Origin of the sequence: Arthrobacter sp. MA-N2 (assembly GCF_000517125.1) — a bacterium.
Lineage (GTDB): Bacteria > Actinomycetota > Actinomycetes > Actinomycetales > Micrococcaceae > Arthrobacter > Arthrobacter methylotrophus.
The window spans coordinates 540,631-567,437 of record NZ_KI912156.1; the positions used below are offsets into that span (position 1 = coordinate 540,631).

The following is a 26,807-nucleotide window of genomic DNA, read 5'->3' on the forward strand; positions in this document are numbered from 1 at the left end:
CACGCTGCCTCCGCGTGGCAGAGTTGTCCCATGCTGACAGTCATAGGTGAAGCGCTGGTTGATGTCGTTCAGCGCTCCTCGGGAGTTGCTGCCCACGTGGGCGGCAGTCCCCTCAATGTTGCCGTCGGATTGGCCCGGCTGGACCACGCAGTGCAGTTCGTGGGGCGCTTCGGCAAGGACGCCTACGGAGACTCGATTGCGGCCCACCTGCGGTCCAGTTCCGTTATGGTCCCCCTGCCGCCGGACGAGAGTCCCACCAGTGTGGCCACGGCCCTGATCGACGACGACGGCGCGGCCAGCTACACCTTCGACCTCACATGGGAGCTTCCCGGGCTCGCCGCGCGACTGCCCTTCATGCTCCAGGGGACATCGCTCCTGCACACCGGCTCGATCGCCACGATGTTGGAGCCGGGCGCCGCTGAAGTCCTTGCCGCCGTCGAGCATGCCCACCCGAACGCGACCATTAGCTTCGACCCGAACTGCCGTCCCAGCATCATCAAGGATCGGGACTATGCCCGCGCCCAGGTGGAGCGCTTCGTTGCGCTTGCCGACGTGGTCAAGGCATCCGACGAAGACCTCGAATGGCTCTATCCGGGCGTTGACGCCTTGGAATCGGCCCGGCGCTGGCTGCGCTTGGGCGGGAGCGCTGGTCCGGCCATCGTCGTCGTCACACGGGGAGCAGCCGGTCCGTGGGGCGTCACCGCCGCGGGTGAGGCTCAAGTGGACGCCCCCAAGGTAGACGTGGCGGATACGGTGGGCGCGGGGGATTCCTTCATGGCCGCACTGCTCTCCGGGATCGTCGACCACGAACTGGCAGGGGCACAAAACCGGGAAGAGCTCCACGCCCTGCCCGTCGAAGTACTTGAAGAGATCCTCAACCACGCAGCGCGTGCCGCAGCTATCACGGTGTCCCGACCAGGCGCGAACCCGCCCACGCGCGCCGAACTCAATGCCCTTCAGCCGTCCGAGACCGAGTCAAGCATCGAAAGGCAGCCATGAGTTACGCCGATCTTCCAGACGTCCCGTCCTTTGATGTGAGCAGCGAGTCGTTCCGGGACGGTGAGGCACTGCGCAGCGCCCAGACCAGCAAACGCTTCGGGGTGGCCGGCGGAAAGGATGAATCCCCGCAGCTGAACTGGAGCGGCGCCCCGGATGGCACCAAGGGCTACGTTGTCACCGTCTTTGATCCCGATGCGCCCAGAGCTGGTGGTTACTGGCATTGGGCTGTGGTCAACGTGCCGGCCAGTGTGAGCTCCTTGCCGGCCGGCGCCGGAGCCGTAGGTGGTTCGCGCTTGCCGGCAGGTGCATTCCAGCTAAAGAACGACGCCGGGTTCCCCGGTTATCTGGGTGCCGCGCCTCCGCCCGGGCACGGCCCGCACCGGTACATCGTGGCCGTCCACGCTGTTGATGTCGCAGAGTTGGGTCCTGACGCCGGGGCCTCCACGGAAGCGCTCGTCCATAAGTTGGCTTCGCACACCTTGGGCAGGGCCGTCATCACGGGCCACTTCGAGCGGCACTAGCCCTTGGCGGGTTCGACGCGGGGCGCCCCACGTAGACTGACATAATGCGGCTCGTAGCAAGTGACATTGACGGCACCATCCTTGGCCATGACGGCCGGATCAGCAGCCGCACCATCAGCGCATTCCATGCGTGCCGCGACGCCGGCATCGAGGTGGTGTTCGTGACCGGGCGGCCGCCACGCTGGCTCCACCCTCTCCGCGAGCAGATCGGCCACACCGGTATCGTCATCTGTTCCAATGGAGCCGTGGTGTGGGATCTTGAAGCGGACAAACTGATGTCCTCCAATGCCTTGAGTATAGAGTCAGTGCTGGAGGCCCGCCGGATCATCAAGCGGCTCCGTCCAGACGCACTTTTCGGGGCCGAAACCCTTGCCGGATTCCACCTCGAACCAGGGTTCATCGAGAACGAGACCAGTGAGCTCCTGGCAGAGTTCACGCCGGCCCGGCTGGACGAAACGCTCACCGCGGAAGACGCCGTCGTCAAGTTCCTTGCGGTGACCCGGAGCGGAACGCCGGATGCCTTCCTGGCGGAGGTGCAGCCCGCCGTCGCGCATCTCGTGGAGACCACCCACTCAGCGCCACGGACGGCACTCCTGGAAATGTCCGCCCCCGGTGTCAACAAGGCCGTGACGTTGGCTGAATATGCGGCATCCCGGGGCATTGTCGCCGCGGATGTGGTGGCTTTCGGGGACATGCCCAACGATGTCGAGATGCTCCGCTGGGCAGGCGACGGTTACGCGATGGCCAGCGGCCACCCCGAAGCCATCAGTGCGGCAGGACAGCAAGCCCCGCACTTCAACGATGACGGTGTGGCCCAGATCCTAGAGGCGAAGCTCGCTTCCCTGCGCGTCTAGCGTCCTGGGCCCAACTAACTCGCACTTATTGTCGTTTTGGGGCGTCTAAACGACAACTACTGTCAGCTAGTTGGGTCCGCTTACCCTTTACACAGCTTCAGTCCAACTGCCGTTCAACTACTTCCCATAGGCTCTTGCCATCATTCGATACTTATCACAGGGGACATGATGGCAAAGAGGAAGACGACGGGGTGGCCCGAGACGCCGGTTCTCCGCGCAGTGCCGGCTGAGCATTGGAAGCAGTTGCGCCGCGGAGACCGCGTGAGGGTCAAGCTCGCGCCGGGGTTTGAGAACCCTGGCCAGGTGGACGCCGTGTCGGGTGACCACAGCGTGGTTTGGGTGAACCTCGACGGCGGCCGCGGCCGCACGCTGGTGCACTGCGGCGACGGCGTGGAGATCGTCCCGCAGGAATCCTGAGGCCACGGGCTACGCTACCGATGTGAGCCCAAACCTGCCCTTCTTCAGCCGCCCGGACGGGCAAACGGTGCCGCTTGCCTTCGCCCACCGCGGATTTTCGCCGGAAGGGCTCGAGAACTCGGCCTCGGCGTTCAGCGCCGCACTTGGGCTTGGCTTCACGCACGTTGAAACCGATGCCCGCACCACGGCCGACGGCGTGGTACTCCTCTTCCATGACGAGACCCTGGACCGCGTCACGGACAGCCAAGGCCAGATCTCCAAGCTCGCCGCCGCCGAGGTTGCCAAGGCGCACATCGGCGGCCGCGAAGGGATTTCGCTCCTGGCAGACACCCTGGCCGACTTCCCCTTGGCACGGCTGAACATCGACGTCAAGGATTGGCACACCGTCAAAGCCCTTGCCGAGGTCATTGAACGGCTCGATGCCCATGATCGCGTGTTGATCGCGAGTTTCTCCGACCGCCGGCGTCGAGCGGTCCTACGCCTGCTCCGCCGTCGAACGGCTTCTTCGGCGGGGATGGTCTGCAACGCTGCCTTCGCCTTGCTGGGACCGCTTCTTCCGGCACGTTGGTTGCGGAAGATCCTGCACGACGTCGACGCCCTCCAAGTGCCGGTCCGCTACGGACCCTTGACGGTAGTGACGCCCGGTTTCATACGGCGGGCGCACCGGCTTGGACTGCAGGTCCACGTCTGGACGGTCAACGAAGCCGCAGAAATGGCCAGGTTGTTGGATATGGGCGTGGACGGCTTGGTCACCGACCGTGCGGATCGCCTGAAGTCGGTGCTGCAGGGCCGGGGGCAGTGGTGGTGAGCGCCCGGATGCGCGCTTCCAGGAAGTCCCGCTCCGCGCCGTTGTCGGTACGTTCCCGCGCGGCACGGTATGCGGCGACAGCTTCGTCGTTGCGGCCGAGGCGCCGGAGCAGCTCAGCCCGCACGGCGTGGAACAAGTAGTAATTGCCCAGTTCAAGGAGATCGACGGCGGCAAGACCCGCAGCGGGTCCCTCCACCTCCGCGAGGACCACGGCTCGGTTCAAGGCGACCACCGGGGTCGGCTCCATGGCAATGAGTTGCCCATAGAGCGCCAGGATTTGTCGCCAATCGGTGCTCGCCGGGTGTGCGGCATCGCTGTGCACCGCGTTGATGGCAGCTTGGAGTTGGTACGGCCCCGGCTGATTCAGCTTCAAGCATTCCCGTACCAAGCGATGCCCTTCAGCAATCAGACCGGTATCCCAGAGGCTGCGGTCCTGGTCCGCAAGCCGCACCAGGCCGCCGTCGGGACTTGTCCGGGCGGCGCGGCGGGCATCAAGCAGAAGCATGAGGGCCAGGAGCCCTTTGGCTTCGGGCTCATCGGGCATCAGTTCCATGATGAGCCTGCCTAGACGTATGGCCTCGCGGCAGAGGTCTTCGCGAACCAACCCGGCGCCCGAGCTCGCCGCATAGCCCTCGTTGAAGACCAGGTAGATCACGGCCAGCACCGATTTCAGCCGTTCACGCAGTTCAGCCTCCGTTGGCACACGGTAGGGGATGTGGGCGTCGCGGATCTTGCCTTTGGCTCGTACCAGGCGCTGGGCCATGGTGGGCTCGGGCACCAGGAATGCGTGGGCAATTTCGCCGGTGGTGAGCCCGCCCAGGAGTTTGAGTGTCAAGGCGACCTGCGCGGCCCGGTTGAGGGCGGGGTGGCAACATGTGAAGATCAGCCGGAGTTGGTTGTCGTCCACTGAATCGACCTCGATTCCTTCGGCTTCGTCGCCGTGCAGCCAGCCGTGCAGCCCGCCCTGCAGCTCGCCGTCCAGCAGGGCGGCCTGGGCGATCTTTTCCCTCCCGGTAGCCTCTCGGCGTAACCGGTCGATCGCACGGTTGCGGGCCGTGGTGATGATCCAGCCGGCCGGACTAGGTGGGAGCCCGGCGGCTGGCCAACGGGCCACCGCCTCGGTGAAGGCATCCTGGACCGCGTCTTCGGCCGCGTCGATGCTGCCCAAAACACGGACCAGAATAGCCACGGAGCGTCCATACTCTTCGCGGAATATTTGTCCGATCTCCGAAATATGGATCATGGGGAAACTATTCCCGATATCCCGCGAACGGCCGGACCTCGATAGGCAAAGTGGTAGCTTGGGCGGCCTTGCGTCCCCACTCAAGTGCCACGTCCAGGTCCGGGGCTTCGATGATCCACAGTCCACCCACATGCTCCTTGGCTTCCGCGAAGGGGCCATCCGTGATGAGCGCTTCACCGTCCTTCATCCGCACCACTGTGGAGGTGCTGGCGGGGTGCAGCCCACCCGTGAAAACCCAAGCGCCGGCGTCGCGCATTTCCTGGTTCAGGACGTCGAGATCGGCCATGATCTTGTTCAGGATCTCGGGTTCCGGAATGGGGCCGTCGGGCTGGTAAATGCTGAGCAGATAGCGTGACATGACTGTTCCTCCTTGGGGTGTGGCGCTGGCACCCTGCCCGCGTCTCACCCTCTATACGAACCGCGTGAGCTGTTTTCGACATCCCTACCCACTGATCTGTGAAAAGCCTAGCCCGCTGGCAGGATGGAAGCATGCGCATCCTGATAGCCCCGGACAAGTTCAAAGGTTCCCTCACCGCTGCCGAGGCTGCATCGGCCATGGCCGAGGGCGTATTGCGTGTCTATCCGGATGCCGTGGTGACCCAATTCCCCATTGCCGACGGCGGAGAAGGAACATTGGACGCGGCCGTGGCGGCAGGCTACGAGGAGCGGATCACCGCCGTCGTGGGCCCCATTCTCAAACCTGTGGGTGCCGCATGGGCTATCCGGAAAAATTCCTTCGGCGGAGCGACCGCGGTGATCGAAACAGCGCAAGCGTCCGGACTGACGCACATGGAGCCGACTCCGGAGAACGCTTTGCGCGCCCACAGCTACGGTTGCGGCCAGCTCATCGCCGCAGCTCTCGACGCCGGAGCCAACGAGATTGTGCTCGGCGTGGGCGGTTCCGCCATGTCCGACGGCGGCAGCGGGGCCTTGCGCGCGCTCGGGCTCAAGCCCCTGGACGCGGCCGGGAACGTGGTTCCGCTCGGTGGAGGCCCGCTCGCCGACGTCGTGTCCCTCGACCTTTCCGCGCTGGATCCGCGCCTGACCGCGGTGAGGTTCCGGATCGCCGTCGACGTCCAGAATCCGCTCTTTGGCAGCGACGGCGCCGCGCATGTTTTCGGCCCGCAGAAGGGCGCGGATGAGGAGGCTGTGGAGTTGCTCGACGCCGGCCTGCGCAACTGGGCTTCCCTGCTCAGGGAAGCTGGCGGTCAGGACGTCAACGTGCCCGGTGCCGGCGCGGCTGGCGGATTCCCGGCGTCGTTCCTGGCCTTCACCCAGGCCACGCTGGAAGGCGGGTTCGCACTCGTAGCGGGACTCACGGGACTTCCCGAGCAGCTTGGCAGCGCGGATTTGGTGATCACCGGCGAAGGTTCCATGGACTCGCAGTCGCTGACCGGCAAGGCACCCATCGCCTTGGCCGATTCAGCGCATCGGCATGGCATCCCTGTGATTGTGGTGGCAGGCAGGATCCTTGTGACGCCCGAAGAACTGGCCGGGCACGGGGTGGTTGCCGCGGGACAGTTGCTCGATGTTGCGCAGCGCAAGAACGGAGTGCCCGACGCCGACGACGCCATAGCGAACGCCGCCAAGTACCTGGCGTGGGCCACGAGCCAGGTACTTGAAGGGGTCTAGCCTCCGTCCACCAAGGGACATGCCCTCCGGTTGCCACGAGGAATGGACATAGTGCCAATATGTCCAATCCTGAGTGCCAAGAGGGGGCATGCTCAACGGGGCTACGCGTCGTCGCAGGGCAGATAATGAAGGTACAAGTATGGCTCGAACTTCTGCCATGCGCCTACGATGCGACGACCCAGCCGGGACGCCGTCACCGCCTGCCGAGCTGGCAGCCGGCCAGCACGGCAATTCGAATCGAGGAGCACACCATGACCACCTTGAAAGAGCGGCTGCACGCAGACGTCGTCAGCCATATGAAGGACGGTAACCGCATCGCGTTGAACGCTACGCGCAACGTCCTCAGCGAGATTGACACCCGTGAGAAGGCCGGGGAGACGCCCATCCATCTGGACGACGCCCAGATCACGGCGATGTTGCAGCAGGAGGCTTCCCAGTACCACGAGGTCGCTCGCCTTTACGAGGAGGCCGGAGAGTCCGAGCGTGCCGCCACGGAGATCGCGGATGCCGAGGTACTCGAGGCCTACCTGCCAGAACCGCTAACCCTCGAAGAAGTCGAGTCCATTGTTGACGAGGTCATCGCCTCCCTGAAGGCCGACGGCGTGGAGTTGACCCTTCTGCACATGGGATATGTCATGAAACCGGTCAACGAAAAGGTCGCTGGCCGCTTCGACGGCAAGGCGGTCAGTGAGATTGTCCGCAAGCGCCTGTCATAGCCAATAGTGTTCGGCGGGGAGGGCAACCCTCCCCGCCGAACACATGAATTGCTCTGGGACGGGCCCTTATGGCTTCTTCCCGCTCCTCTTAGCCGCGGAATTCATCGTCGATTTCACAGCCGGCGGCAGCCCCGTGGTCTCGGTCTCCGGCTCGGCGACGGTCCCGCGCCAACGGGCCAGGCCCTTCATGCCGTGGTAGACCGCCAAGGCAGCGGCCGAGCCCAACGCGATGCCCGTGAATTTCAATTCGCCGATGGTCCATGTGTAGTCGGCGATCCCGATAATCAAAGAGACGGCGGCCGTGGTCAGGTTGATGGGGTTGGAGAAGTTGACCTTGTTCTGTACCCAGATCTTCACGCCCAGGGCGCCGATCATCCCGTAGAGCATGGTCGCGGCACCGCCCAGCACCCCGGCGGGCACCGTGGCAATCAGTTCGCCGAACTTGGGCGAGAAGCTCAGCAGGATGGCGAAGACCCCGGCAACCCAGTAAGCCGCAGTCGAGTAGACCTTCGTGGCTGCCATGACGCCGATATTCTCGGCATACGTTGTGGTACCGGAGCCGCCGCCGAACCCGGCGAGGACCGTTGCAACGCCGTCGGCCATCAAAGCACGCCCGGAGACGTCGTCGAGGTTGCGTCCCGTCATCGCGGCGACGGACTTCACATGCCCTACGTTCTCAGCCACAAGCACCAAGACAACCGGCACGAACAAGCCCACGACGCCGAGGTGGAATTCGGGCGTCTGGAAATGCGGCAGTCCGATCCACGAGGCCGCGTCCATCTTGGAGTAGTCCACTTCGCCGCGCGCCATGGCGGTGAAGTAGCCCACCACTACACCCGCCAGGATGCTCAGGCGGCCCAGAATGCCGCGGAACAGGACGCTCACCAAGATGATCGTCACGAGCGTGACGAGAGCGGTGACCGGGGCTTTGTCGAAGTTCGCTTTCGCGGCGGGCGCCAAGTTCAGCCCGATCAGGGCGACAATTGCTCCCGTGACGATAGGCGGCATGGTCCGGTTGATCCACTCAGCGCCGAACTTTTGCACCACTGCGCCGACAAGCGCCAGTACGACGCCGGCAAGCACCACTCCGCCGAGCGCACCGGGAACGCCGAACTGCTGTTGGGACGCCAGGATGGGGGCGATGAAAGCAAAGCTCGAGCCAAGGTAGCTGGGTACGCGGCCCTTCGTGATGACCAGGAACAAGAGGGTGCCGATGCCGGAGAAGAGCAGCGTGGTGGCCGGCGGCATGCCCGTGATGATGGGCACAAGGAAGGTAGCGCCGAACATCGCGACGACGTGCTGCATGCCAACGCCGATGGTCAGCGGCCATGCGAGCCGCTCCTCGGGTGCCACCACGTGTCCCGGCCGGATTGTTTTGCCGTTTCCGTGCAGCTTCCATTTGGTTCCGAGCATGCTCATCGACGGGAGCCTTCCCTGAAAGTTGTGATTGTCCGGGTGCAACCTTACCGCCCGAATGGCTCGCCCCTGCCGCTGTGTGGAACGTCACGTGGCTTTGCGGGAAGAGGATGCCCGAGGCTGAAGTTGAAACCATGGAAAGCATAAGCGCCCGGCCGTCCACGGCTGCGGGCACAGCGAAAGGTATGCGAATGACGATCGCCCACGAAGAAGCAGTGATTGACGCCGCAGCAGTCGACGCCATTTTTGCCGAAGCCCGCACTGCCAATTCCTTTGCCGGTGAAGTCTCCGAGGAGCAGGCCCAGGCCATCTACGAGCTGACCAAGTTCGGCCCCACGGCGTTCAACTCCCAGCCGCTGCGCGTCACCTACGTCCGTTCGGAGGAGGCCCGCGCGAAGCTCGTCGAGACCCTTTCTCCGGGCAACAAGGCAAAGACCGCTTCCGCCCCGCTGGTCGCAGTCCTTTCTTACGACACCGCCTGGCACGAGCAGTGGGACAAGTTCCTCCCGGTCTACGCGGCCCCCAAGGCTATGTACGACGTCAACCCCGAGCTCGCCGCAGCCACAGGCAACAATAACGCCCACTTGCAGGCTGGCTACTTCATCCTCGCCGTCCGTTCCCTCGGCCTTGCCGCTGGCCCCATGACGGGTGCCGACTTCGCAGCGATCGACGCCGAGTTCTTCCCGGCCGGGGATCAGAAGAGCTTCCTCGTGGTTAATATCGGCCAGCCGGGCCCGGACGCATTCGGCGAAGCCAAGCCGAAGTTCGCGTACGAGGACGTCGTCCGCACCGTCTAACGGCACCGCCCCATGTGACGCACGCTCATTTTTGTTGCCTTTTCTGCCTACGCTCCTTCACGACTTGTGATGGAGCGTAGGTGTTTAAGGCCGGATATGTGAGCGAGGGTCGGCCCCGGGACGAGGAGCTTCGGTGGCAAAATTTCCTTATGCGGAACCTGATTTTGGTGGCGTTCGTCGAATCGGTGGCTGACGGGCTGATCTTCCCCCGCAGCGACTGGCCGCTGCACATCACTCTGTTGAGGTTCGACGTCGAGCCCTCCGACGATGACGACGTCGCCGCTCGCCTCAGCGAGCTTGTCACAGCACCCGCGATGGGCGCCTTGGGCGCGGACCTTACCGTCGGGCCCGACGCCGGATTCGGTCACCAAGGTTCCATCGCGGTCAGCCTCGTGGAACACCATCCCATTTTGCAGGGCCTGCACGAAGAACTGTTCGAGGCTGTGGCAAGCATCGGAGGGCGCCCGGCAACCCCGCAATACGTCATGGAACACTACCGTCCGCACATTTCGCACCACGACGGCAAGCGGCCCAAGCCGGGTGACGCCGTCGTGCTTAATCAGATTGCGCTGGTGGACATGGCGCCGGAAGGCAACCACACCATCCGTCGAATCCTGAAGTTGTGGCGCCTCCCGGCGGAGCCAAACGCCCCCGAGGGCTAGGAGATCACGCTGTCCACGAGTGCCTTGGCCTCTTCTTGGACCTGTTTGAGGTGGTCGGCGCCTTTGAAGGACTCGGCGTAGATCTTGTAGACGTCCTCGGTCCCGGACGGGCGGGCCGCGAACCAGGCGTTCTCCGTCACCACCTTGAGGCCGCCAATTGGGGCGCCGTTTCCGGGAGCCTCGGTCAGCTTGGCCGTGATTTCTTCTCCTGCCAGCATGGTTGCGGTGACATCCGCAGCGGAGAGTTTGCCGAGCTTGGCTTTCTGCTCACGCGTGGCCGCGGCGTCGATCCGGGCGTACACGGGTGCGCCGAACTGATCGGTGAGGCCCTTGTAGAGCTGCGACGGTGACTTGCCAGTGACCGCTGTGATCTCGGAGGCCAGCAGGGCCAACAGGATGCCGTCCTTGTCGGTGGTCCAGACGCTGCCGTCGCGCTTGTTGAAGGACGCGCCGGCCGATTCCTCGCCGCCGAAGGCGCCCTCGCCGGAGAGCAGCCCCGGGACAAACCACTTGAAGCCCACGGGAACCTCCACGAGCTTGCGCCCCAGACCCGCAGCTACGCGGTCAATGATGGAGGAAGAGACGAGGGTCTTGCCGACAACGGAGTTCGGATTCCAGCCCGTGCGGTTGCGGTACAGATAGTCGATCGCGACGGCGAGGTAATGGTTCGGGTTCATCAACCCGCCTTGCCCATCAACAAAGGGTGTCACGATGCCGTGGCGGTCCGCGTCGGCGTCGTTTCCGGTGGCGATATCGAAGGCGCCCGTGCCGCCCGAAGCACTGTCGGACATACGTTTGATGAGTGAGGCCATGGCTGACGGCGAGGAGCAGTCCATGCGGATCTTCTCGTCCCAGTCGAGGGTCATGAATGCCCACTGCGGGTCGACGGTGGGGTTGACCACGGTCAGGTTGAGCTGGTGACGCTCGCCGATTTCACCCCAGTAGTCCACGGAAGCGCCGCCCATGGGGTCTGCGCCGATGCGGACGCCGGCAGTGCGGATCGCATCGAGGTCCAAGACGGAGGGGAGGTCGTCCACGTAGCTGCTCAAGAAATCGAACTTCCCGGTGGCATCTGCCTTGAGGGCGTCGTTCAGCGGAATACGCTTGACGCCGCGCAGCCCGTTTTCCAGGAGTTCGTTGGCACGGTTGGCGATCCAGCCGGTGGCGTCCGTGTCGGCTGGGCCGCCGTGCGGAGGGTTGTACTTGAAGCCGCCGTCGGCCGGAGGGTTGTGGCTCGGGGTGACTACGATGCCGTCCGCCTGAGGCTGCCCCGCGCCGGCCTCGTTGTTGTACTTGAGGATTGCGTGGCTCAGCGCAGGGGTGGGCGTATAGCCGTGGCGCGCGTCGATGAGTACATTCACCCCGTTGGCCGCAAGCACTTCAAGGGCAGAATTTTGTGCAGGTTCGCTCAGCCCGTGAGTGTCCTTCGCGAGGAAGAGTGGGCCGGTGATGCCCTGCGCGGCACGGTATTCCACGATCGCCTGGGTGATAGCGAGGATATGCCCTTCGTTGAACGAGGCCTTCAGGCTCGACCCCCGATGTCCGGAGGTTCCGAAGGCAACGCGCTGGGCGGGATCGCTTAGATCCGGCGTCACGTCGTAGTACGCGTCAAGAAGAGCGGTGATGTCTACAAGGTCCTGGGGAAGGGCAACTGTGCCCGCACGGCTAGCCATTGACCCAGCATGCCAGACGGTTCTGTGCGCTTGAAGAGAAAACCGACTATTGGGGTGCCTATGACTCCTTATTTCCGCTTCACTTTGAAGATTCACTGCACGTTTACCGGAATGCGGCACGCGCTGGGGAAGCCGGGCCCATAAGCTTCTGTGCGCCTTGGCTCGGCGGTAGGCTTGGCACAAAGACTCACAGGGGGATTTCCATGACCGATCAGCCAGCCAGACCCGAGAACGCTCCCCAGGGCGAGGAACCGCCGAAGGGCTATGAACCGCCGTCGTACGTTCCGCCTGCGGCCCCAGCTGCGGATCAATCGGGTGAGAACCCGTATGGCGAGCAGCCGTTTGCCTCGCCGGCTGCATCGGGCCCGTACGGCCAGCCGCAGCAGCCGCACGAACCGTTCGGGCGGCAGCAGGGTGGTCCGAGCCAATTCGGCCAGCCCGCTTCGCCTTATCCTCAGGTCCCGCAAGGCCAGCCCGGATATGGCCAGCCCGCCAGCCCCTATGGACAGCCCGCTTACTACGGCATGCCGGCCGAGCCCAAGGGCTTGAGTATTGCCAGCATGTGCTGCGGTATCGCGGTCTTCATTGGATTCGGCTTCTTCTTCCTGCCGCAGATCGCTGCCGTGATCCTCGGGCACATGGCCCTCAAAAAGGAGCCGGCCGGCAAGGGTATGGCTATCGCCGGCCTCGTGATGGGATACCTCGGCATCGTCGGCGCGATCATCGTCTGGGTCGGTTTCGCGATTCTTGCCACGACCGCTTCGCACTATAACTACAACTACTAGTAACGACGACGGCGGCCGGAGCGCTTGGCGGGAATCCCACCCAGCGCTCCGGCCGCCGTCGCGGTTTAAGCGGGTGTCCTAACGCACCCCGCTCATCAGCTTCTTGATGGCTGGTGAGCCTGCTGCCAAAGCCACTGCGATCACCCCTGCGGTGCCACCGACGCCCAGGAAGTACGGCATTTCGTTGTCAGGGTTGTACAGCCCGGCCAGAATTCCGGCCAGCGTGGTGCCGAGCGATACCGAGAGGAAGAACAGGGCCACCATCTGGGTATGGAACGCCTGGGGTGCCAGCTTGGTGCTCACGGACAGGCCGATGGGGGACAGGAACAGTTCCGCCAGGGTGAAGAGGAACAGGATTCCCACGAGCACCAGCAGCGGGGTCTTGCCCGCACCGGTCAGCGGGATGAACGCCAGGAACGCCAGGCCCATGACGAAGAGTCCGGCGGCAAATTTGACCGGGGAACCCGGCTGCTTCGGGCCGAGTTTGGTCCAGAGGGCAGCCATGACGCCGGCAAAGACGATGATGAATACCGGGTTGATGGACTGCACCCAGGCGGCGGGCATCTCCCAACCGAAGAGGTTACGGTCCAGCTTTTCTTCCGAGTAGACGGCAATGAAGGTGAATTGCTGCTGGAAGAGCGCCCAGAATGCCGCCGAGGCAATGTAGAGCGGAATGAACGCGGTAACCCGCTTTCGCTCGATCGGCGTGACCTTCTTGCTTCTGAAGATCAGCGTGAAGTACAGCACCGAGACGGCGATTGCTGCGTAAGCCATGCTGCGGGCGAGATTGCCCGGGTTTACCGCACCGCTCAGAAGCAGCACAGCGATCACGACGGCGATGCCCAGGAAGATGAGCCCGTAGCGGCGCCGCTGTGCTGAAGGAAGGGGGTTGGGGACGCGGTGGGCTTCTTCCGGGAGCTTGTTTCGGCCGAGCGCGTAGATGACGAGGCCGATTGCCATGCCAACTGCGGCCGCGCCGAAGCCCCAGTGGAAGCCGTTGCTTTCCTGCAGCCAGCCGGTGACGATCGGGCCGATCAGGGCGCCGATGTTGATGCCCATGTAGAAGATGGAGAAGCCGGCGTCACGGCGTTCGTCCTTCTCCTTGTAGAGGCTTCCGACCAACGCCGTGGCATTCGCTTTGAGGCCACCGGAGCCCACTCCCACGAGCACCAGGCCCGCTACCAGGCCCGGGATGCCGGGGAGAAGTGCGAGGGCGACGTGGCCGGCCATGATCATGATGGCCGAACCGAACAGAACTCGCTCTGAGCCGAAGATCCGGTCCGCCAGCCAGGCGCCCAGGATCGTGGAGAGGTAGACGCCTCCGCCATACGCGCCAACCAATCCGGCGGCGAGCGATTTGTTGATCGATAGTCCGCCGTGGTCTGCGGTGAAGTACATGTAGTAAAGCAGGATGCCCTGCATGCCGTAGAAGGAGAAGCGTTCCCACATTTCCACGGAGAAGAGACTGGCCAGCATCTTTGGGTGGCCGAAAAATGACGTATCGCCCGTATTTTTGGCGGGCGTCCGCGTGTCAAGAGTTGTGCTCATCTAATCCATGGTGACATTGACTGAGCGCATTGTCACATTTTTTAGATGCCTTAGGCAACTAACCTGAAGTGTTGGGTGTCGTTTTTTGCTGCCGCTCAAGCTGCGCTGCAAGCTGCAGGAGCAGGAGTTCGGATCCCGCTTTTCCGATGAGTTGGACGCCCATGGGAAGCCCCGTTCCGGGGGCCGGTCCGGTCCAATGGACAGGGAGGGTAATCGCAGGCAGTCCGCACACATTCACCATGGAGGACCATGGCGCAAACTCGCATTGCTTGCGGTAATCGTCATCTGCGTCGCCTGGCCAGTCGGGGGCCGGCCACTGCTCGCCTCCTGACGTTGTTCCGGTGAACCAACCCACCGGTCTTGGCACTTGCGCCAACGCCGGCGTCAGCACCAGGTCCCACTGCGCGTACTGGGCGACGGTGTCGTGCGTGAATTGCCGGAGGAAGCCGACCGCTTCGTTGACCTTTGCTGCGCTCCGTTGTTGTGCCCTACGCCGGAAGGTCCGGGTCAGCGGGGTCAGCAGGGCTTCGCGCTGAGGCAGTATGCGTGCGCTCCCGACGCCGGCAGTCCAGGCAGTGGTGAACGCAAGCGGATAGCGGTTGTCGTAGCGGACTTCGGCGTCGAACACGGAGTGGCCCGCTTGCGTCAACATTTCGATTCCGCGGGCGAAGGCATCCAAGGCCTCTTGCCCGGTGCTGAAGGGAAATGCCGTGGACCATGGACTGTCGAGGCTCGCTCCGATGCGCAAGGTGGCTGGCGCTTCCGCGAGGCCCGCAAGGTAGCCCTCTTCCGGCTGGAGTTCGCGCGGCACCAAGGAGTCCATCATGAGCGCAGCATCGGCCGCAGTCCGCGCCAAGGGCCCGGCCACCACCAAGCGTGCGGCGTCCCCGACACCTTCGCCGGCAGGCACCAACCCGCGGCCCGGCTTCAAACCCAGCAATCCACATGCCGCAGCTGGAATACGTATGGAACCGCCGCCGTCGCTCCCGGGTGCGAAGGGAACCAAGCCAGCGGCGACCGCGGCAGCGCTCCCTCCCGACGACCCGCCGGAGCTGCGACTCAATGCGTGCGGATTGCGCGACGGCGGAGCGATGCGGTTTTCGCTGTATGCCGTCAGTCCGAACTCCGGAACCTGAGTCTTGCCCAGCGAGATGGCGCCAGCGCCTTTGAGCATGGCTGCGAGGGCTCCGTCTTCCGGGGCGGGCTTGCGGTCCAAGGCGGCGCTGCCGTGGGTGGTTACGACTCCTGCAACATCGGTGAGGTCCTTGAAGGCCAGCGGTACACCGTGCAGCGACGGAAGTTCGCTGCCTTCCCTCCGCATGCGAACGTAGGCCGAGTCCGCCTCATGGGCGTCGAGCATGGCTTGCTCTGCCGTCACCGTGATGAAAGCGCCCAAGCTATGGTTCTGCTCTGCGATCCTGGCAAGGAAGTGTTCTGACACTTCCGTTGCGGAGAGCCGCCCCGTGGCCAAGGCGTGGCGTAACTCGACCGCGCCGAGTTCGTGGATGTCAGCCAAGGAAGCGGGACTCCAAGCGCTCTTCCACGGCTACGGCGCCGGTGGAATCGCCGGGTGCCGCGGTGACCCGGTAGGCGGCTTTGCCCCTGACTTCGGCGACCACATCAACAAGGTCCGTGCCTCGGTAGACGAGCCCTACGCCGTCGTCGGTGCAATGCGTTTCACCCAGCACGCCTTCCGCCACCAGTTGATGGACCAGCGGGCGGCGGCCCGGCTCGGAGTCATAGTGGACGCCGTTGGCATAGGGGAGGAATCCCAAGCCATTGGTGACGGCGCGCAGTTCAGGGCCATAGGAATCCGTGGTGCCGCCCTGGAACCAGCAAATCGAGCCCGCGGAAACGCCGGCCAGGACCACTCCCTGCTCCCAGACACGCCTGAGGATGCCATCCAGTCCGTGCGCTTGCCACACAGCCAGAAGATTGACTACAGAGCCCCCGTTGACCCACACCACGTCTTGTTCCAAAAGGTAGGCCTCGGGGTCATGGTGATTGGGCATCGTGAAGAGGTTCAAGTGACTGAAATCGAAACCGGAAACGCGGGCGGCCTGATCCAATTCCGCGGCGAACCAACGCTGGTCCCCGGACGCTGTGCCGATATGCGCCACGCGCGGCGCGCGCCCGCTCACTCCCGAGAGTTCGACGGCGTGGTGCACCAGGAGATCGAACTCCATCCTGGTGCGATGGCCGGATTTGTAGCCGCCGGAGGTCGCCAAGATAGTGGGCTCGCCAGTAGCCATGTGACTCCTCCTGACTTGTGCGGGTCGCCGGGCTTTGTGCCGGGCGTTAGCGCCAAGACTAGTGCCGCGGCGGCCGAGTGAGGAAGTACCGTAACCCGAGGCTTCCGGCGGTGGGCCCACGCCGCGAGGGTTCCCTTGCCGAAGCGAAGCGAGGTAAGGGTAGCCGGCGGGGACTAGGCTGGGCTGGAGACTTGGATCAACTGGAAGGAAGTCACATGAGCGATTTCGAGACCGTGCCTGTCGGCGATGTTCCGGCCGACGCGAAAATCTTGGATGTCCGGGAGGACTACGAATGGGTAGCCGGTCACGCTGAGGGCGCATTGCACATTCCCCTTGACCAGCTCCCTGCACGGCTTGACGATCTGGATCCTGACGAAGACCTCTTTGTCATCTGCCGCACGGGGGGACGTTCCTACCGAGCGGTTCAATGGCTCGTGGGTCAGGGCTACACCGCAACGAACATCGGCGGTGGCATGGATATGTGGTTCGAGTCCGGCCTTCCGATGGTTTCGGAGAACGGCCTCAAGCCGGTCGTCCTCTAGCCGCGCCGCATAACACCTAAGGAATATTTGATGCCGGCATCCGCGCTTACTTACACCTTCCTCGGCCCGGAGGGCACCTTCACTGAGGCTGCACTCCTGCAGGTCCCCGGCGCGGCTGACGCCAACCGGGTGCCGTGCACCAATGTGAACACTGCCTTGGAGCGCGTCCGTGAAGGCAAGGCCGACGCGGCCATGGTGCCCATCGAGAATTCGGTGGAAGGCGGCGTGACGGCCACCCTGGACGCGATTGCCACTGGAACCGAGCTGCGGATCATCCGGGAAGCCCTCGTACCCATCACCTTCGTGCTCGTTGCCCGCCCGGGGGTGAAGATCTCGGACATCCGCCGAATTTCGACCCATGGCCATGCGTGGGCCCAATGCAGGCTCTGGGTCGACGAAAATATCCCGAATGCAGAATACGTCCCCGGATCCTCCACGGCGGCTGCCGCCGTCGGGCTTCTCGAAGACGATGCGCACTATGAGGCGGCCATCTGCGCACCCTTGGTCGCAGCCGAACGGCCGGGCCTGAACGTGCTTGCCGAGAACATCGGAGACAACCCGGGTGCGGTCACCCGCTTCGTCCTGGTCAGCCGCCCGGGCGCGCTGACGGAACGGACGGGTGCGGACAAGACCACCGTCGTCGTGCCGCTGCCGGAAGACCGCCCCGGCGCCCTCATGGAGATCCTGGATCAGTTCGCCACCCGCGGGGTCAACCTCAGCCGCATTGAGTCAAGGCCCACCGGCCAATACCTTGGCCATTATTTCTTCAGCATCGACGCCGACGGCCACGCCTCCGACGCTCGTGTAGCCGATGCCTTGGCGGGCCTGCACCGGATCAGCCCTGCTACCCGCTTCCTGGGTTCCTACGCCAGGGCCGACGCGCAGCAGACTTCGGTTGCTCCGCATACTTCGGACGCTGCCTTCGCATCCGCGCATGCGTGGGTCCGGGACATTCTGGGCGGGGAAAACGTTTCCCGACGCCTGGGATAATTGACCCTTCAACCCCTATCGCGTGGATAATTCTGTGCGTATGCTTGCTTGATCCACAATTGATGGACGCATGCCCCTAACGGAGGGAGCGGGCGATGTCGGGAAATAGCAATGACACCAGCGGCCAGGGAATGATCGTCAACCCGAAGCCCAAGGCGGACAATCAGGACTGGGACGGCGACGACGCCGACCGTGCCGATCGGCTGCGCTTTGAGGAAGAACAGGCCATGATCCGCGAGCAATCGGAAGCGCGCGCAGCCGCCAAAGCCTTGGCGGAGCATAAATTGGCAGAACACAAGCCAGCGGAAGCGGCGAAGAACGCCAAATAGGGCGGCTCGCTAATCCACGTGCATCAGCTACTGCACTCGCACCAGAAGAGAACGCGGCTCCACCTTGACGGTGACCTCCGTGGCTTCACCCGACGGATCGCCGTCAAGTTGCGTCGCCATCGGTTCGTTGCTCCGGATGACCACTTTTCCTGAACGGTAGAAGTTCATGACCGGCAGGTTCCGCTTGTGCTTGAACAAGATCTTGGCGTACACAGCGAGCCAGCCGATGGCGCTGCGAGGGCTCATCACCACCACGTCCAGGACGCCGTCGTCAATCATCGCCCCGGGGATGAAGTCAATACCCCCTGGAATCAGGCCGCAATTGGCGAACAAGACGCTTCGGATCTTCCGGGATTGCTCGGGTTCGTCGTCCATGGCAATGGTGACCCTCTTGCGCCTGCCGGGCAGGTGGCGAACACCCGCCTCTGTGTAGGCGAGCCAGCCGACTGCTTTCTTGAGATCATCGTTGGTGTCGCCCACGACCTCGGCATCCAAGCCCATGCCCGCGATCACCAGGAAAGCATGTTCCGAGGAGGCGCCGGTCAGCGCGTTGTGGATGGCCATGCGAGCAGTGTCGATGTAGCGCTGGTTCCCGAAAAGTGCTGTGTGGACGTTGCCGCGCAGATCGTTGACATCCAGGTTCACGTTGCGCGCCAGCAGGTTTCCGGTTCCAAGGGGAATCAGACCGATTGCGACGTTGGTGTGGGCAAGGGCCTCTGCCACCACCCGCACCGTGCCGTCGCCTCCGCCCACGAGTACGACGTCGGGCTCATACGCCAGCGCCGCTTTGGCTTGAGAGTGGCCGGGGTCCTCCGCAGTGGTGTCGAAGAAACGGGGTTCGTCCCAGCCGGCAAGGTGGCAGGCTTCCCGGATGATCCTCCGGGCTTCCTCAGCCTTGGTTTTGACGGGGTTCAGGATCACGGCGACTCTCTGCAAGCCGGGTCCGGGCTTGTGCGCGTCTTCACGCACGGCGCTGCGGGTGTGCCTGGCCCTGAGCCGGCGCACACCCCACCAACTGGAGGCGGCGAAGACCACGCCCCCAGCGAAAATCGCGTACAGGATCCAGTCGCTCATGGTGGTCCAACCCTATCCCGCCGCCGGGTCCGGACGCGCACCGCGGCAGGGGAGCGTGCCACGGTGGGACGCTGGCCGCGCAGCTGTGCCCTCATTCGATACTCTTGTCTGGTGATCGACGTTAAAGACCTCAGCGAAAACCCGGACAAGTTCCGTGCAAGCCAGCGCGCCCGCGGCGCCGACGAGTCCGTGGTGGACGCGATCATTTCCGCCGATGCAGACCGCCGCGCAGCCTTGATCCGTTACGAAAACCTCCGCGCTGAGCAGAACGTCTTCGGCAAGAAGGTTGCACAGGCCAAGGGCGAGGAAAAGCAGGCACTGCTGGCCGAGGTCAAGGAACTGGCCCACTCGGTCAAGGCAGCCTCCGTCGAGGCCGATGCCGCCCAGGCCAAGCAGGAAGAGCTGCTCCGCGTCATCCCCAACTTGATCGTGGACGGCGTGCCCGAGGGCGGTGAGGATGACTTTGTGGTGGTCAAGACCGTTGGCACACCCCGCGAATTCCGCGACTTCGAGCCGAAGGACCACCTGGAAATCGGCGAACTCATTGGCGCGATCGACATGGAACGTGGCGCCAAGGTATCCGGTGCGCGTTTCTATTTCCTCCGCGGTGTAGGCGCCCGCCTGGAGATGGCCCTGCTCCAGATGGCCATGGACCAAGCCATAGAGGCCGGCTTCGTGCCGATGATCACCCCCACCTTGGTGCGTCCGGAGACTATGCAGGGCACCGGTTTCGATGTGAAGCACGACGCCGAGATCTACCGTCTCGCTGACGACGACCTTTACTTGGTGGGAACCTCGGAAGTGGCCCTCGCCGGCTACCACGCGGATGAGATCCTGGACCTTTCCGGCGGCCCCATCCGCTATGCAGGACAGAGCTCCTGCTACCGTCGCGAGGCCGGTTCGCACGGCAAGGACACCCGCGGAATCATTCGTGTCCACCAGTTCAACAAGGTGGAGATGTTCATATACACCACGGTTGAAGAATCCGCTGCCGAGCACCAGCGGCTCTTGGCGTGGGAAGAGGAAATGCTGGCCAAGGTGGAGCTCCCGTACCGTGTGATTGACACGGCGGCCGGAGACCTCGGAATGTCGGCTGCCCGTAAGTTCGATTGCGAAGCCTGGGTCCCCACCCAGAATGCGTACCGCGAACTCACCTCCACCTCAAACTGCACCACCTTCCAGGCCCGCCGCCTCAACATCCGTGAGCGCACGGTCAACGAGGAAGGCGTTGCCAAGGGCACGCGCGCCGTCGCGACCCTGAACGGGACCTTGGCTACCACCCGCTGGATCGTGGCCATCCTGGAGCACCACCAGAACCCGGATGGCTCGGTCAACGTTCCCAAGGCTCTCCAGAAGTACATCGGTGGCCTCGAGGTCTTGCCGGTTCTATAGCAGGCGAAGCTTCTTATTCTTTGCCTGCCCCAGGGGAAGACCCGCCTCAACGAGTTTCCTCGTGAGCTTCGCCGGATCTTTCGCGATGGGCCAGTCCCAGCGGACCACCGTGAATCCCAATGCCCGCAAGCGGTCTTCACGCTTCTTTTCGGCCAAGACCACCTCGCGTGCCGAGAGTCCGTGAAGGTTCTCGTCCTGCAGATATTTCGCGCCGCCGTCGAATTCTCCGATAATCCGCAGCTCCCGCCAGAAGAAGTCTGCCCGGCCAACGAAACCGTCACTGTCCTGGAACCCGAGCTGAAGCTCCGGCCCCGGGAACCCGAGAAGGTGCATCTGAGCCCGGCTCAAGGATTCCCCGGGGGATCCGGACTGCGCATCGGCAAAATCGATGACGCGGGCAACCTGTTGTTGCCGGGAGGAGGAATGGAGGCCTTTTGCGGCGCCGTGCAGGTCCGCCTTGACGGTGGAGATGCCCTTGAAGTGCAGGGGATTCACGAGGTGGTCCGCCAAGATGACGGCCTTCGCAAACGAAGAGCGGGCCATGACATCGACGGCGGTCTGCAGCAGGGGGGTGACGTTCAGGCCCCGGTGGTGCACCGGCGACCCTGCGTAGCAGTGGCGGAATATTCCATAGCCCCGGACGTCCTCAAGGCCGGTGTTTCCTGACCTTGCCTGCATTGCGGCAGTGGTTGTGGCCTTCCCGGCCCCTGCATGGCTAGGCGACTTCACGGCCAGGTGGACATGGGAAGGTACGCCAAGCAATTTCAAGCCCCACACATGCGCGGCGGTTTCGTAGCAAAAGGCGGCCGTGGGGAGTTCCAGGGCCACGGCTTCCGTGGTCCGGGCATAGCGTTCCCAGGGGGTCAGGGAGAGCCAGTATTGCTTGGCGAGGTAGACGCCCCTGCGGACCCTGACGAGCTCGCCCTTTGCGTACCTCCGGCTCAATATCCGGATATCACCGGAGCCGGGGCGCTGATCGCGGGCAACGATGAATGGAGGTGGTTTGCTCATGGGACCACCTTCCTTGGTCGGCACGCAGAGGAGTACCCCGCACTTCGCCTATGTGGATAACTTCCGGAGGTAAATACTCACACTGTGGAAAACATGGGAGTATTCACCGCTTGTTAATCCCTTGCAGTGGCCTGCGTCCTAGCCGGTGTTGGTGGGGTCTGGTTCACTGGAGGCATGACTACTTTGACTGGTACCTCAGTCGCTGGCATCGATGACCAGCGGAATTTCAATCACAAACTCATGGTCGCCTTGGATGTTGACGGAACCCTCGTGGACCACGATGGCCACATGTCGCCGGGCGTCCGCGATGCTGCCAGGGCAGTTGTCGCCGGCGGTCACGACGTCCTGATCGCCACCGGCCGATCCTTGAACGCCACCTTGCCCATCATCGAGCAGATCGGACTGGACCGCGGCTACGCAGTGTGCTGCAACGGCGGTGTCACCGTAAGGCTCGATCCGCAGCTGGATGCCGGCTACGAGATCATCCAGAAAGCCACCTTCGATCCTGCACCGGCGTTGAGGGCGCTCCGCGAGCAGTTGCCATCCGCCAAGTACGCCCTTGAGGACGAGGACGGGAACTTCCTCGCCACCGAACGGTTCCAGGACGCCAGTTTCGGCGTCGAGGCAATCGGCGTGGACTTCCAGACCATGCTGGATGCCACCGCAGTGCGCGTCGTGGTGTTCAGCAGCGAGAACACCGCCGAGGAATTTTCCACCGCAATCCGCGAGATCGGGCTGTCCGGCGTCACGTACTCCGTAGGCTGGACCGCCTGGCTGGACATTGCCGCTGCCGGAGTCACCAAGGCAAGTGCCTTGGAGCAGTTGCGTCAGCGACTGGGCACGCACCCGCGCCACACGGTGGCGGTGGGAGACGGCCGCAATGACATCGAGATGCTCAGCTGGGCCGGCCGCGGCGTTGCCATGGGCCAGGCCCCCCAGGAAGTCATTGCCGTCGCGGACGAAGTCACCGCTTCGGTGTACGACGATGGCGCGGCCCTGATCTTGCGTGGCCTCCTGTAAGCAGGCGAGCGGGGGCGGACCGACGCTTCTCGGCTCAGCCGTCGGAGACAGCTGTGATGATACGCCGAAGGCTCATGGCGACTGACGCCGGGGCATTCACGGGTGCATTCTCGGCAGCCACCTCCGTGAGGGTGCCGCCGAGGGCCGCGACGCTGTCATGAGCGTCATCCAAGGCCCCCTTGAAGTCCTCTGCGTCTCCATGTCTCCATCGCCTTATCAACGTGGCAACGTCCTCCAGTGCCCGGGACAAATTCCGGGGGACGCCCTCGGGAATGACAGTCCCCGCGTTCTCTTCCCAGATCACGCTTGCCAGGACGTCGGTGATGTCCTGGACGTGGAAGGTCAGCCGTTCCACTGTGCGCAAACCGGCCAGGTCGCCGCCCAAGCGTCCGGCCCGACGGCGCGACCGCGGATTGGCTTTAGCGCTCAACTTCGCAGCCTGGACAGCTGTCCGCACTGCGGTCGCGGTGCGGGCGAGCTCGCCGCTGCGGTTCGCCCAATCCTCATGGTTCGGCGGCCAGGATTCCATCATGGCGCTTGCCATGTCCTCGAGCTGCTTGGACAGCGCCCGTTGGTGTCCGTCGATGGCTGGATCGATGCCTTCAAGATGCAGGGGAGGAAAGACCAGCCAGTTCACCGCGAAGCCGACAGCAACCCCCATGGCCATTTGCAGGACGTAGGCGAAAGAGAATCCCTGCGTATTTGAATAGCCCAGGACCAGCACGAACAATGCCGCCATGGGAACCCATTCGGAAGCGCTTCCGAGTCTTGGCAGGCCGCCGATGACCACTCCCAGCCCGACGACGACGGCCACCGCCAGCGCGGTCGGCGTGCTCACGGTGGTCACGACGAAGGCCATGGCAATGCCCAAGCCGAGCCCCAGCAGGCTTTGCAGTCCGTGTTTCGCCGAAGCGGCGACGGTAGGGTGCATGCTGACCAAAACACCCAAAGGTGCGTAATAAGGGTAGGAGGCTGCAGTTCCGGGCATGAGCGGCGCGAGGTACCAAGCCAGCCCGGCCGCGGCGGCTGTCTTTGCAGCAAACAGGAGCCGGTGGCCCGTGACGGCTTGCCTCAAGGCTGGAAGAACCCGCCGAAGCTTTGGCTTGGGGATCATGACCCAAGGTAGGCGCAAGGCATCGGATGTGTCGAGGACAAGTTCGGCTGAAGGTTGTCGAAGGATCGTCCATGCACGGAAACGTCCCGGCGCTAGTAAACCTCCAGGATCAACTTGAGCAAACGGGCAGCAGCTGGCCGGGCAGCGTGCTCCTCCGCCCACTGCGCGCGGGAGAGTGCCTTGCTGACTGCCTGGGTGCTGATCCCTAGTTCCTGGGCGACGGCCTTTTGTTGTCCACGCACGCCCGGCGTCAGCAGGTCAAGGACGCGCCACTCGGCAACGCTTCGGTGCTGCACGATGTGCCCCAGGAGCCGCAGCACCGCTTCGGATTCGGCGGCGAGGGCAGCGACCGGCCCCTCGACGGCCACAGGGACCCGCTCCTTGCTGTTCCGCACGCGGTCCACTGCGCGGCGCGCGTAGACCAGCCCGTGTCCGGAGGCGTCCTTGATTTGGCTCGGGAGAGGCTCGTTGACCGGCCCGACACCGATTCCCACGTACCACTGCCCGCTCCGCAAAGCGATGAGTGCCGTGTCCACAGCCTGGTGCGGGCAGTCCACGATGCCTTGGACTTCATCTTCCACCGAGCGGTCAAAGTCCAGGCGCGCAGGGATGTGGCGCAGGTCCTTCAGTAGCTGCGGTACGAGGTCTCCGTCGCGACGGTTGTCGCGTTGGTTGATGGTCAGCGTGAACATGGTGGATCAAACATTACCGGCAGGTAGCCAGGTTTCAACCGGTTAAACTGAGCCCACTGCTTCGTGACGACGACGGCCGGTGAGGTTCGCAGGGAACCTCACCGGCCGTCGTCGTGCATGTAGATCCCCGCCGCGGGACGGGTGGTCGGGACCTTAGTGGGCGAGCGGAACGTAACGCTTGATGGAAGCTTCCAGCTCGGCTTCGGCGGCTGCGCGATCGGCCCAGCCCTCGGCCTTGACCCACTTGCCCGGCTCAAGGTCCTTGTAACGGGTGAAGAAGTGTTCGATTTCCTTGATCAGGAACTCGCTGACATCCGAGATTTCCTGGATGTGGTCGAAGCGCGGGTCGACCGGAACGCACAGGACCTTGGCATCTCCGCCGCCGTCGTCGGTCATGTTGAACACGCCGATCGGACGGGCCTCGACGATGACGCCGGGGTAGAGGTCGAAGTCCTGCAGGAGCACCAATGCGTCCAGCGGGTCGCCGTCTTCGCCCAGGGTGTTCTCGAAGAACCCGTAGTGAGTGGGGTACTGCATGGACGTGAACAGGACGCGGTCCAGGCGGACGCGACCGGTCTCGTGGTCAACTTCGTACTTGACGCGCGAGCCCTTGGGGATCTCGATCGTGACGTCGTGCTTCATGGAATGCTCCTTGACGGTATTGGCATGGGCGCGGCAAGAGAACAGCCGACGCCGCCGACTACTATTGAGGATATAGCGAGAGGCCCAAGTTTCTTGAAACGGTGGGGACATTCAAGACTTTGAGGACTAAAGCCGCATGAAGGTCGTTGACGAGGCGGGAGCCGGAAAGCCGGCTTCGAACCAGCAGGTGACCCCTGCTTTCAGACCTAGGAAACGGGCGTCGAAGCGCTCTTGGCGCTTTCTGCCCTTGGTCCTCCTGACCATTGTCATCGCTGCCTTGGCGGTGCCGATGGGCCTGGGGGTGGCGCCCGGATTCTTCGGTCCAGGGTTCCTGGGGGCCGTGAGTTCGCCCACGCCCCACGTGCCGGCTTGGCAACAGATCCCCAATAAGTTGAGCCGTACCCAGGTGGTCTCACCCCTGGATCCTTCTGCACCGGTTCCGCTTCCGGCCGATGTCACACGCCAGCTCGACGCCCTCCTGACCCCCGACGGCGGGGGAGACTTCACCGGCGTCGTTGAGGACGCGTTGACCGGACTTTCACTTTACGACCGCGACGGCGCCAAGAACCGGGTGCCGGCGTCCAACATGAAGCTGCTCACCGCCGTCGCGGCACTGCGGGCGATCGGCCCGGAAACACGCTTCAGCACGCGGGTCCTGACCGGATCATCGGCGTCGACGATCATCCTGAGCGCCGGGGGCGACGTCCTGCTCGGTGCAGGCCCGTCCCAGCCAAGCGAAGTGCTGGGCCATGCCGGTGTGGAAACCCTCGCAGCCGATGCGGCCAAAGCGCTGCAGGAACGTGGAGTGAAAGGCCCGGTCACCGTCCAGTTGGACGATGGTTTGTTCAGCGGGCCGGCCCTGAATCCGGCATGGAGCCTCGACGATGTCGCTGCCGGCGAAACCGCGCCGATCTTCCCGCTCGCACTGAACTCTGCGCGGACCAGCCCCGGCGCAACCACCGGTACGCGACCGCAGGACGCCGCGCTCACCGCCGCCGAGGCCTTCGCGGGGAAGCTCCAAGCCGCAGGTGCCGCTGCCGGATTCACGGTGGCCCCCGGCGTCGAACGTGCCAAAGCTCCGGCCGGACAGCAGGACGTCCTCGCCAGCGTGGAGTCCGCCACCGTCCGGGAGCAGGTGGACCTGATGCTGGAAACCTCGGACAACTACCTCGCCGAGATATTCGGCCGGATGGCTGCGCTTTCCATGGGACAGGCGGGATCCAACGACGGCGCGACGGCGGCCGTGAGCGCCCAGCTGGCGGAGCTCGGGATCGCCACGGACTCCATGCATCTGGCAGACGTGTCCGGCCTGGCCCTAGGTAACCAGGTATCAGCCCGGCAGTTCGCGGATGTGGTCCGGGCCATCACCTCCGGGCCCGACACCCGCCTCCGCGCGGCCCTCGCCGGGTTCCCGGTGGCCGGGCTGACCGGAACACTCGGTGACCGCTACGGTGACGCCAGCACCTCCCAAGGGGCGGGGCTGGTCCGGGCCAAGACCGGAACACTGAATACGGTCATCGCCTTGAGCGGCTACGTCGTGGACGCGAATGGTCGCCTTCTGGTGTTCTCCTTTATCGGAAACGGGCTGACGCCCGGTGCCGCCGGGAACAAGGTGGCGCTGGACAGGTCTGCCACGGCACTCGCCTCGTGCGGCTGCACTGGTGGTTGACGTTCAAGC

General features: G+C 64.0%; 28 protein-coding genes. 16 read left to right on the plus strand and 12 right to left on the minus strand.

The genetic code is table 11. The features are described 5' to 3' along the window. Positions 1 to 30: 30 nt before the first annotated feature. From A3M3_RS0120825 to A3M3_RS0120845, 5 genes are all read left to right on the plus strand, one after another. Complete coding sequence (locus A3M3_RS0120825; RefSeq protein ID WP_028267952.1) at positions 31 to 999, plus strand: carbohydrate kinase family protein; 969 nt, start codon at positions 31 to 33, stop codon at positions 997 to 999. Then, positions 996 to 1,520, plus strand: coding sequence for a YbhB/YbcL family Raf kinase inhibitor-like protein (locus tag A3M3_RS0120830; RefSeq protein ID WP_028267953.1), 525 nt, complete (start codon positions 996 to 998; stop codon positions 1,518 to 1,520). Before A3M3_RS0120825 ends, A3M3_RS0120830 begins: the two co-directional genes overlap by 4 nt. A gap of 44 nt (positions 1,521 to 1,564) precedes the next feature. After that, positions 1,565 to 2,374 carry a Cof-type HAD-IIB family hydrolase gene (locus A3M3_RS0120835; RefSeq protein WP_028267954.1) on the plus strand — a complete coding sequence of 270 codons (810 nt, stop codon included), beginning with the start codon at positions 1,565 to 1,567 and terminating at the stop codon, positions 2,372 to 2,374. 168 nt (positions 2,375 to 2,542) lie between these two features. Beyond that, positions 2,543 to 2,791, plus strand: coding sequence for a hypothetical protein (locus A3M3_RS0120840; protein ID WP_028267955.1), 249 nt, complete (start codon positions 2,543 to 2,545; stop codon positions 2,789 to 2,791). Between the two features lie 22 nt (positions 2,792 to 2,813). Beyond that, positions 2,814 to 3,599, plus strand: coding sequence for a glycerophosphodiester phosphodiesterase family protein (locus tag A3M3_RS0120845; protein WP_028267956.1), 786 nt, complete (start codon positions 2,814 to 2,816; stop codon positions 3,597 to 3,599). On the opposite strand, the gene A3M3_RS26240 is transcribed toward A3M3_RS0120845, so the two are convergent. Together A3M3_RS26240 and A3M3_RS0120855 are read right to left on the minus strand one after the other, a co-directional pair. Next, the gene (locus A3M3_RS26240) at positions 3,541 to 4,842 is read right to left on the minus strand and encodes an RNA polymerase sigma factor (RefSeq protein ID WP_051423442.1); all 1,302 of its coding nucleotides are present in this window, start codon (positions 4,840 to 4,842) and stop codon (positions 3,541 to 3,543) included. The genes A3M3_RS0120845 and A3M3_RS26240 overlap by 59 nt on opposite strands. A 7-nt stretch (positions 4,843 to 4,849) precedes the next feature. Beyond that, a complete protein-coding gene (locus A3M3_RS0120855) occupies positions 4,850 to 5,200 on the minus strand; it encodes a YciI family protein (protein WP_028267957.1) in 351 nt (116 codons plus the stop codon). Positions 5,201 to 5,331: 131 nt separating this feature from the next. On the opposite strand from A3M3_RS0120855, the gene A3M3_RS0120860 reads away from it, so the two are divergent. Beyond that, entirely contained in the window at positions 5,332 to 6,474 is a 1,143-nt protein-coding gene (locus A3M3_RS0120860) for a glycerate kinase (RefSeq protein ID WP_028267958.1), read from the plus strand. Positions 6,475 to 6,725: 251 nt separating this feature from the next. Further along, a complete protein-coding gene (locus tag A3M3_RS0120865; protein ID WP_028267959.1) occupies positions 6,726 to 7,190 on the plus strand; it encodes a GatB/YqeY domain-containing protein in 465 nt (154 codons plus the stop codon). A gap of 66 nt (positions 7,191 to 7,256) precedes the next feature. Here A3M3_RS0120865 and A3M3_RS0120870 read toward each other — a convergent pair whose 3' ends face one another. Next, complete coding sequence (locus A3M3_RS0120870; RefSeq protein ID WP_028267960.1) at positions 7,257 to 8,609, minus strand: uracil-xanthine permease family protein; 1,353 nt, start codon at positions 8,607 to 8,609, stop codon at positions 7,257 to 7,259. Between the two features lie 188 nt (positions 8,610 to 8,797). Here A3M3_RS0120870 and A3M3_RS0120875 point away from each other — a divergent pair, with 188 nt between their 5' ends. Further along, the gene (locus A3M3_RS0120875; RefSeq protein ID WP_028267961.1) at positions 8,798 to 9,403 is read left to right on the plus strand and encodes a malonic semialdehyde reductase; all 606 of its coding nucleotides are present in this window, start codon (positions 8,798 to 8,800) and stop codon (positions 9,401 to 9,403) included. Positions 9,404 to 9,552: 149 nt separating this feature from the next. Next, positions 9,553 to 10,065, plus strand: a complete 513-nt coding sequence (locus tag A3M3_RS0120880; RefSeq protein WP_028267962.1) for a 2'-5' RNA ligase family protein — start codon at positions 9,553 to 9,555, stop codon at positions 10,063 to 10,065. Here A3M3_RS0120880 and pgm read toward each other — a convergent pair. After that, positions 10,062 to 11,738 carry a phosphoglucomutase (alpha-D-glucose-1,6-bisphosphate-dependent) gene (pgm, locus tag A3M3_RS0120885; RefSeq protein ID WP_028267963.1) on the minus strand — a complete coding sequence of 559 codons (1,677 nt, stop codon included), beginning with the start codon at positions 11,736 to 11,738 and terminating at the stop codon, positions 10,062 to 10,064. The two genes, A3M3_RS0120880 and pgm, sit on opposite strands and share 4 nt — an antisense overlap. Before the next feature lie 203 nt (positions 11,739 to 11,941). Between pgm and A3M3_RS0120890 the strand changes: the two genes are divergently transcribed. Continuing rightward, positions 11,942 to 12,523, plus strand: a complete 582-nt coding sequence (locus A3M3_RS0120890; RefSeq protein WP_028267964.1) for a DUF4190 domain-containing protein — start codon at positions 11,942 to 11,944, stop codon at positions 12,521 to 12,523. A 78-nt stretch (positions 12,524 to 12,601) separates the two neighbouring features. Here the strand turns inward: A3M3_RS0120890 and A3M3_RS0120895 are convergent, their stop codons facing one another. From A3M3_RS0120895 to A3M3_RS0120905, 3 genes are read right to left on the minus strand one after another with little or no spacing between them, the layout of a single operon-like run. Continuing rightward, a complete protein-coding gene (locus tag A3M3_RS0120895; protein WP_028267965.1) occupies positions 12,602 to 14,071 on the minus strand; it encodes a peptide MFS transporter in 1,470 nt (489 codons plus the stop codon). Between the two features lie 58 nt (positions 14,072 to 14,129). Beyond that, positions 14,130 to 15,587, minus strand: coding sequence for an amidase (locus tag A3M3_RS0120900; RefSeq protein WP_028267966.1), 1,458 nt, complete (start codon positions 15,585 to 15,587; stop codon positions 14,130 to 14,132). After that, positions 15,580 to 16,323 carry a peptidase E gene (locus tag A3M3_RS0120905; RefSeq protein ID WP_028267967.1) on the minus strand — a complete coding sequence of 248 codons (744 nt, stop codon included), beginning with the start codon at positions 16,321 to 16,323 and terminating at the stop codon, positions 15,580 to 15,582. The genes A3M3_RS0120900 and A3M3_RS0120905 overlap by 8 nt, the downstream gene beginning before the upstream one ends. A gap of 215 nt (positions 16,324 to 16,538) precedes the next feature. Between A3M3_RS0120905 and A3M3_RS0120910 the strand changes: the two genes are divergently transcribed. The 3 genes from A3M3_RS0120910 to A3M3_RS0120920 all read left to right on the plus strand — a co-directional run bounded on the left by A3M3_RS0120910 (position 16,539) and on the right by A3M3_RS0120920 (position 18,184). Beyond that, positions 16,539 to 16,865, plus strand: coding sequence for a rhodanese-like domain-containing protein (locus tag A3M3_RS0120910; protein ID WP_028267968.1), 327 nt, complete (start codon positions 16,539 to 16,541; stop codon positions 16,863 to 16,865). 30 nt (positions 16,866 to 16,895) lie between these two features. After that, positions 16,896 to 17,855, plus strand: a complete 960-nt coding sequence (gene pheA / locus A3M3_RS0120915; RefSeq protein ID WP_028267969.1) for a prephenate dehydratase — start codon at positions 16,896 to 16,898, stop codon at positions 17,853 to 17,855. A 95-nt stretch (positions 17,856 to 17,950) separates the two neighbouring features. Then, a complete protein-coding gene (locus A3M3_RS0120920; RefSeq protein WP_028267970.1) occupies positions 17,951 to 18,184 on the plus strand; it encodes a hypothetical protein in 234 nt (77 codons plus the stop codon). 27 nt (positions 18,185 to 18,211) lie between these two features. On the opposite strand, the gene A3M3_RS0120925 is transcribed toward A3M3_RS0120920, so the two are convergent. Beyond that, the gene (locus A3M3_RS0120925; RefSeq protein ID WP_028267971.1) at positions 18,212 to 19,258 is read right to left on the minus strand and encodes a diacylglycerol/lipid kinase family protein; all 1,047 of its coding nucleotides are present in this window, start codon (positions 19,256 to 19,258) and stop codon (positions 18,212 to 18,214) included. Positions 19,259 to 19,369: 111 nt separating this feature from the next. On the opposite strand from A3M3_RS0120925, the gene serS reads away from it, so the two are divergent. After that, positions 19,370 to 20,650: a serine--tRNA ligase gene (serS, locus tag A3M3_RS0120930; RefSeq protein WP_028267972.1), complete on the plus strand. Its 1,281-nt coding sequence runs from the start codon at positions 19,370 to 19,372 to the stop codon at positions 20,648 to 20,650. Here serS and A3M3_RS0120935 read toward each other — a convergent pair. Further along, entirely contained in the window at positions 20,645 to 21,661 is a 1,017-nt protein-coding gene (locus A3M3_RS0120935) for a hypothetical protein (protein WP_051423443.1), read from the minus strand. The two genes, serS and A3M3_RS0120935, sit on opposite strands and share 6 nt — an antisense overlap. A 174-nt stretch (positions 21,662 to 21,835) precedes the next feature. On the opposite strand from A3M3_RS0120935, the gene A3M3_RS0120940 reads away from it, so the two are divergent. After that, the gene (locus A3M3_RS0120940) at positions 21,836 to 22,681 is read left to right on the plus strand and encodes an HAD family hydrolase (RefSeq protein ID WP_028267974.1); all 846 of its coding nucleotides are present in this window, start codon (positions 21,836 to 21,838) and stop codon (positions 22,679 to 22,681) included. Between the two features lie 34 nt (positions 22,682 to 22,715). On the opposite strand, the gene A3M3_RS0120945 is transcribed toward A3M3_RS0120940, so the two are convergent. The 3 genes from A3M3_RS0120945 to A3M3_RS0120955 all read right to left on the minus strand — a co-directional run bounded on the left by A3M3_RS0120945 (position 22,716) and on the right by A3M3_RS0120955 (position 25,129). Beyond that, positions 22,716 to 23,795, minus strand: a complete 1,080-nt coding sequence (locus A3M3_RS0120945) for an aromatic acid exporter family protein (protein WP_035743436.1) — start codon at positions 23,793 to 23,795, stop codon at positions 22,716 to 22,718. Between the two features lie 92 nt (positions 23,796 to 23,887). Continuing rightward, positions 23,888 to 24,487, minus strand: a complete 600-nt coding sequence (locus tag A3M3_RS0120950) for a hypothetical protein (RefSeq protein WP_028267976.1) — start codon at positions 24,485 to 24,487, stop codon at positions 23,888 to 23,890. Between the two features lie 153 nt (positions 24,488 to 24,640). Then, positions 24,641 to 25,129, minus strand: a complete 489-nt coding sequence (locus A3M3_RS0120955) for an inorganic diphosphatase (RefSeq protein WP_028267977.1) — start codon at positions 25,127 to 25,129, stop codon at positions 24,641 to 24,643. Positions 25,130 to 25,265: 136 nt separating this feature from the next. On the opposite strand from A3M3_RS0120955, the gene dacB reads away from it, so the two are divergent. Continuing rightward, complete coding sequence (dacB, locus tag A3M3_RS0120960) at positions 25,266 to 26,798, plus strand: D-alanyl-D-alanine carboxypeptidase/D-alanyl-D-alanine endopeptidase (RefSeq protein ID WP_028267978.1); 1,533 nt, start codon at positions 25,266 to 25,268, stop codon at positions 26,796 to 26,798. Positions 26,799 to 26,807 lie beyond the last annotated feature (9 nt).